Source organism: Enterococcus sp. DIV1224 (assembly GCF_050555455.1).
Lineage (GTDB): Bacteria > Bacillota > Bacilli > Lactobacillales > Enterococcaceae > Enterococcus_B > Enterococcus_B lactis.
On the sequence record NZ_CP187860.1, the window covers coordinates 110,464 to 116,657 of the forward strand.

A 6,194-nucleotide genomic window follows, 5' to 3' on the forward strand; every position below is an offset into this window, starting at 1 on the left:
TTATAATTTTAACTTTATTTGCAAGCATAGTTAGTCAAACATAAAGCTACCGCTATATTTTATTTAAAAAGGAGAATTCGTAATGACTAAAATCTATTTTATGCTTACTTCTAATAGTGGCGTTGGTTCTACCACAATATTTGCGACCCGCGCTAGACGTAACATTGATGATCTTTTAGCTTTTTTCTCTCAGTATTATGACGTATCAGCAAATTATACCAAAGATAAGGATATGATTGATCTATTGGTGCTACCAGAGCCCTTTGGACCGTTTAATAATGAGCGTAATTTGCCGGTCATTCAGATTCCGACTATTTTATTTTTGGAGAGAGACTTTGAAAAAATAAAAACACACATTGATGCTTATTTGGCTAAAAAATAAAACAAAAAAATCCTAAGTTATTGTCTGTGTCAAACCAATGCTTATTAAAGTATTGATTTGACTTTTTCTATTAATGCATCATCTGGATTGATACAAGGAATTCTCGTTCTGGACTGATATTCTGTAAGAAAATAAGGAAAATGAGTACAACCGATCAAAATCGCTTCGACTTGATTTTTCATAAAAAAACTCATTGAATCCGTCAGTCCAAATTGTTCTACAATAATACTAGGGTGGATCTTTGCTTCCACCGCATGTACCCAATCCAGATTCGTGACATTATAAACTCGTATTGTTGAATGGTGCTGCACTAAAACACTTTCTATTCCAGCCGCTCCTTGACCATTAGCGGTCAACACACCAATACGCTCGTGTTTTTGAGCCAAATCCGCATATACTTGAAATGGTGTGATAATCTTCATTGAATATTTCTTAGCCAGAAAATCAAAATCAATCGATGCACTCAGTGAATTACAATAAACCAACAGTAAATCAATTTTTTTACTCTGTAGATCTTTTATTTTCACTTCAATTTGGTGCATCTTTTCGAAGACTGGAAGTGTTTGGAAATAGGTCTGTTGAGCTGGATTTCCTGAAATAGGTACTTCTAACAATTCACAGGAAATTTCGTTCAATAGATCAGCTCCCATCCTAGTATCAATAGGTGTTCCCGCCATTACAGCCACTTTAGGCATACTGATCATTCCTTCAAAATGAATTTTTGCCTATTATACTCTAAAAATCAAATTTGAAGAATAGCGATCCGGAAGTTAAACTGAAAATTCTAAAGTAATTCTTTGATTTATTTAGATTCAACTTAACATCTTTAGTGTACTAATAAAAAATTCGCTCAATATTTCTAGCTATACTTTATATCCCAATATACATAAGCTTCCCTATTTTTACAGGTTACAAGTGAAAATTAAACTGCTTATATTGATTGCATTTAACTACTAAGGATGATGCTTGTTGTTAGTATGTCAGAAAAATCCAACAGTATAGTTTTGTCAGCACATTCATCATTCTTTCCTGTAAAACAAAAAGAGAGTAGACCTATTCTTCCACTTCATCATCGTTATCTAAAACAGCAATTTTCTGCTGTAAAATAGTCATAAATTTTTTCTAGTAGCCTTCTCTTTAAACTCATCATAATCTCAATTATCTTTTTTTAAGATTTGCTCAACTTTTTCCCTCTTGATTATTGCAATTCACACCTTATAAAGTTTTAAACTAATGGGAGACGTCATCTAGCTTAACTTATAGTCCCTGCTCCGTTTAATCTACACTTGTTATCTTGTATTATTGATAAAAGATAGACTAGTTACGGATTGAAATTAGGTTGCAATTCTAAAAATCCAGTAGTCTAAAATCATGCTTATTAATTTACAATATCTTAAAAAAGGGTTTTAACTTAATAACAGAAAAAATTATTCATGGGCGAAAAAATGATTAGGATGGCGTAAAAGTTAAAGATCTTAGTAGGCTCTTTGTCAATAAGGACTGATGAGTTGTGCAAAATCAAATCTGAGTCAGAATGAACCACATTCTGGCTCAGATTTTTTGTTATCTTACATTGATTAATTGATTGATCAAAAAGATTCTAATTCTCATGTTCTCAAATGATTTAAATCCGTAGGATACTCGTTTCATTGTCTTTATGTGGGTATTCTTCGCTTCTATTTTTCCATTGGAATAAGGATAGATCATTGCGTTGGTGATGCCTTCTTCATAGGTCAGAAGGTTTTGAAGCTTTTCCCGAAAGCTGTCATCTAACGTTTCGGGAAGTTCTGCCAATAAGGAGAAAAATAAGTCAGGTCTTTGTCTCGAAAGGCTTCAACGGTTCTGTTGCAAAGTTTTAAATAAAGAATAAAATCCCTTACGGTATCTATGATTTAAGCTGGGATTCCCAATAATACCTTGATTTCAGTACAGACCGAAAACCCGAAGAGAGTGCCTTCTTTTCGGGTTTTCTTATATAATCCTCGAATGGCTTCCATGCCTTTAATCGTGGTAGAGCCAGTGCGTAAACTTCGATAGAATTTATTGCGTCTCTTTACTGGACGATGGTCTTGTTCAATCAAATTATTCAGGTATTTAATGGTACGATGTTCTGTCCCTTGATAAAAGCCGCCGTATTCTTTTAGTTTCTTAAAGGCACTTGTAATAGAGGGGGCTTTATCTGTGACTACAACCTTCGGTTCATCAAACTGCTTCACTAACCGCTTAAGAAAAGCATAGGCTGCTTGTGTGTCCCGTTTTTTACGTAACCAAATATCCAAGGTTAAACCATCTGCATCGATGGCTCGATACAAATAATGCCATTTTCCTTTAATTTTGATGTACGTTTCATCCATTTTCCATGAATAAAAGGATTTTTTATTTTTCTTTTTCCAAATTTGATAGAGTAGTTTGCCATATTCTTGCACCCAACGATAAATCGTCGTATGAGAAACGTTAATGCCACGATCATATAAGATTTCTTGAACTTCACGATAGCTAAGGTTATAACGAAGATAGTAGCCCACGGCTACAATAATCACATCCTGCTGAAATTGCTTTCCTTTAAAATGATTCATCGTCATTCCTCCTGCTATCTTTTTCTATTATTCTACCTTATTTGATAGTAGATTTAAAACTTTGCAACAGAACCCCCATAGATATATTGGACTTCCTCTTTTAAAACACAAAAATAAATACTACCTTATTTAGGTAGTATTTATTAAAAGTTACGTCAATTTTGATTAAAAATATACTACTTGAACCTCTCATGAGTAAAGTCACGAAATTTTTGGGAATAGAGCGTACTTGATATCTTATTTTTTCACTAATAGCAGTGTCTCTTATTCACCAAGCGATCCCCGTAGTTCCTACGGTTCTTAATTTTTCTCTAGACTAATGATTGTATCTTTAGACCTTCGGCCATAACATGGAGCAAAATAAAAAGGTACTAAGTCTTATATATCAATCTTCGAGTAACCGACGGTTAACAACCATATCGAGCGGCATTAATCACCCACCTGTAGAGGATGAGCGACTTTTGCCTAATTATTGTTAAAAGCCTAGTTTCATTTGTTTAGATTGGAAAATACGTCCTACAAGTATCTCTTTTTTTTCATGGTCGATCCGATAAAATAAGGCATAGCTTTTGCCGATCACGATCCGATATGTTGGGATATCCATTCCATAGATTTCGGAAACTTCCTCATGCATCGTTGGAAAATTTTTGGTTAGTTCTAAAGCCTTCTGGATCGCACCTACAAATCTTTTTATGCTGGCTGGAGAAAGAGCAAGCTCATTTTCCCATTCTTCTATTATCGTTTCAAGGCTGGTCTGGAAACTTTTAGAATAAACTAGCGTGTACTCTTTCATCTATTCACTCCAGCCGTATTTTCCGAAAGCTTTTACCATTTCAATTTCTGAAACTGTTAAACCTTTCTCAAAGTCTTGGAAACTTTCTTCAATCAATTTGCGATCGTGTTCTTTTGCTATTTGAGTGGTATCTAATATGAATAAGTTGCCTTCTTGTTTGGCTTGGATAGTGTCTCCGCTTTTTAATCCAAGAGAGCTTGGAAGGATCACTCCCACGCTATTACCGATCTTTCTAACCTTTAGTTCTTTTCCCATGTTATCACACTCCTTTTAGTTTTTGATGAATAAATTATAACATGTTATAACGACAATTGCCAACGGTGTTTCTTAAGGGATTCCACTCCATATTATTATTGGACAAAATAAGCCACTTAGAAAGCTGAAAACATATACAAACGATATCAAAATACGAGTGAACTACTCACCATACACTTCCGTTAACAATCTACACGAATAAAGTTGCGAGTGTTCTCGGCTAATTCATAAAAATTGTTATGTGTTCCATATAGCAATACTGGAATAACTTTATTTTCTTGAATCTCATAAGCAACTCTATACACGGTGACCGCATACTTAAATCCATTAGACCAATTACCTGATAAACCTCCAGTTTTTTGCTCTTACTTAAATGGATCAATAGCAATTTCATCACAAACCTATAGAGGATGAGTGACTTCTGCCTAATTACGTTAAAAAATATTGAAAGTAACTCTATGTAGCAAAAAATATCTAGAATTTCATTTCCTCAAAACTGATCGATATTGTATCTAAAAATATATACTACCTATTTTAGGTAGTATATATTAAAATATGTGCTTTTGTTAGAAAAATCAATACATAAATTATCATATCTGTATATGTCATTTAGGTATTTCAGTTATGTTATAATAGTTTTGCTGTCTGCTACCCCGGCCTAATCTGGCAAGGGGAGGAGGAGATATAATGAAATACCTTTTTGATTTTGTTTTTGCAATCTTGGCAGAGGTAACTGCACACTACATCTGCAAATGGCTTGATTGCAAAATTGCCAAAAAAGACAGTAAGCCTACCCGTTAATTCTATAATATAGAAACGTAAAAAAAACCCCATCAGCCTGCACGCTGATGGGGTTTGGTGATATAATGAAATACCTCTTTGTTACTCATAATTATACCATAATTAGTCACGAATGCAACCAATAGAAAAAACTACTTAGAACGGTAGATCATCGCTAATAACAATGCATTGTCCACCAAATGGATTTTGTGAAGCATTAAATACATTGTTATTAATTGTCGCTGCTTTTAACTAGGCCTCTCCCCTTCTATTATAAAGAAGATATATATTATTTCTTAATTACCTACTACCTTAAACCAAAATTTAAGTACTACCTAATTTAAGTAGTACTTAAATAATCTAAAAAATAGTTATCCCAATTGTTATGCTTTTATAATACGATTCTTTGTAACAAAATGAATATTATATAATTAAACACTACCATATTTAGGTAGTGTTTAATTATTAGCAAAACAAAAAATATTTATTCTATTCTCTTAACTTCAACTAAGTTATGCTGCACACCTTTATATAAATCATATGCAACTCATTAGCTAGACAAACTACAAGCATGTAGTTTTATCTGTTAATTTTGTACTACCTCAATTAAGTAGTATCTAATAAACAAGGATATATATTTAAAAATTTAAGACTAATTTTTTTATGACTTGTACAAATTTATCTGATATTTCTCTTATTAAGAACTACCATAATCAGGTAGTTCTTATTTTTTTCATTTTAAGTAGTATTTAATTGTAATTTGGTAGTATTTTTTTATTATCTTATTCCTAGAACGGTAGTATATAATAGAAATATAGGTAGTACATAATTTAAGTATCAATGGTAGTATCTAATTTAACGGGTAGTATGTAACTACTTTAAAGTAATTTTTTTTCAGATTAACACGGTAGTATCTAATTGAATAAGTTAAATTTAACGGTAGTATCTAATTATTATATATATCTGTCATTGGTAGTACTTATTGTATTTTTTAGTAGTATATAATCTATTGTTTTCTAGCCTAAAGCTTTGTCTTATAAGAATAATGTAATACATACTACTTAATTAAGGTAGTATGTATTAATAGCAATGGTAGTATGTTTTATATGCATTAGGTAGTTCTTAATTTATTTTTTGTTTTAACACTGGTAGTACTTAATTATGTTTAATTTTAAAACTAAATTTTATTCTACGTTCTTCTGGTAGTATTTAATTATAAATAATATTTATTTAAAGTAGTTCTTAATGACTTTAAAGGTAGTACATAATTTATTTTATTTCTGATTTTAGGTAGTATTTAATTAAAAAACAGTTTTAATGCGTTTGCATTTTTTATTTAAGTTTGCTATTTTCGAAAAGAGTAGGTAATTTTACATAAATAAAACAACGTGAAAGTAGAGGATCTACA

5 protein-coding genes and 3 pseudogenes are annotated in these 6,194 nt (G+C 31.9%); 1 reads left to right on the forward strand and 7 read right to left on the reverse strand.

Annotation, left to right across the window (positions count from 1 at the left end; all coding sequences use genetic code 11):
• Positions 1-82 precede the first annotated feature (82 nt).
• Positions 83-382: a hypothetical protein gene (locus tag IGK53_RS13295; protein ID WP_002293555.1), complete on the forward strand. Its 300-nt coding sequence runs from the start codon at positions 83-85 to the stop codon at positions 380-382.
• A gap of 44 nt (positions 383-426) precedes the next feature.
• On the opposite strand, the gene IGK53_RS13300 is transcribed toward IGK53_RS13295, so the two are convergent.
• The 7 genes and pseudogenes from IGK53_RS13300 to IGK53_RS13330 form a co-directional block, all read right to left on the reverse strand.
• A complete protein-coding gene (locus tag IGK53_RS13300) occupies positions 427-1,077 on the reverse strand; it encodes an aspartate/glutamate racemase family protein (RefSeq protein ID WP_002293554.1) in 651 nt (216 codons plus the stop codon).
• Between the two features lie 868 nt (positions 1,078-1,945).
• A pseudogene (locus tag IGK53_RS13305) lies at positions 1,946-2,223 on the reverse strand (transposase); the annotation flags it as partial.
• A gap of 51 nt (positions 2,224-2,274) precedes the next feature.
• Positions 2,275-2,958, reverse strand: a complete 684-nt coding sequence (locus IGK53_RS13310; RefSeq protein ID WP_002329840.1) for an IS6-like element IS1216 family transposase — start codon at positions 2,956-2,958, stop codon at positions 2,275-2,277.
• A 475-nt stretch (positions 2,959-3,433) separates the two neighbouring features.
• Positions 3,434-3,751 (reverse strand): type II toxin-antitoxin system RelE/ParE family toxin, encoded by a 318-nt coding sequence (locus IGK53_RS13315; RefSeq protein WP_002290394.1) that lies wholly within the window; start codon positions 3,749-3,751, stop codon positions 3,434-3,436.
• Positions 3,752-4,006, reverse strand: a complete 255-nt coding sequence (locus IGK53_RS13320) for an AbrB/MazE/SpoVT family DNA-binding domain-containing protein (RefSeq protein ID WP_002290397.1) — start codon at positions 4,004-4,006, stop codon at positions 3,752-3,754. It abuts the gene before it with no gap.
• Between the two features lie 182 nt (positions 4,007-4,188).
• A pseudogene (locus tag IGK53_RS13325) lies at positions 4,189-4,395 on the reverse strand (type II toxin-antitoxin system RelE/ParE family toxin).
• 547 nt (positions 4,396-4,942) lie between these two features.
• Positions 4,943-5,029 (reverse strand): annotated as a pseudogene (locus tag IGK53_RS13330) (single-stranded DNA-binding protein); the annotation flags it as partial.
• Positions 5,030-6,194 lie beyond the last annotated feature (1,165 nt).

Coding starts and splice junctions, on each gene's coding strand:
- IGK53_RS13295 (WP_002293555.1), top strand. CDS start 83: ATGACTAAAATCTATTTTATGCTTACTTCTAATAGTGGCGTTGGTTCT.
- IGK53_RS13315 (WP_002290394.1), bottom strand. CDS start 3,751: ATGAAAGAGTACACGCTAGTTTATTCTAAAAGTTTCCAGACCAGCCTT.
- IGK53_RS13320 (WP_002290397.1), bottom strand. CDS start 4,006: ATGGGAAAAGAACTAAAGGTTAGAAAGATCGGTAATAGCGTGGGAGTG.
- IGK53_RS13300 (WP_002293554.1), bottom strand. CDS start 1,077: ATGCCTAAAGTGGCTGTAATGGCGGGAACACCTATTGATACTAGGATG.
- IGK53_RS13310 (WP_002329840.1), bottom strand. CDS start 2,958: ATGAATCATTTTAAAGGAAAGCAATTTCAGCAGGATGTGATTATTGTA.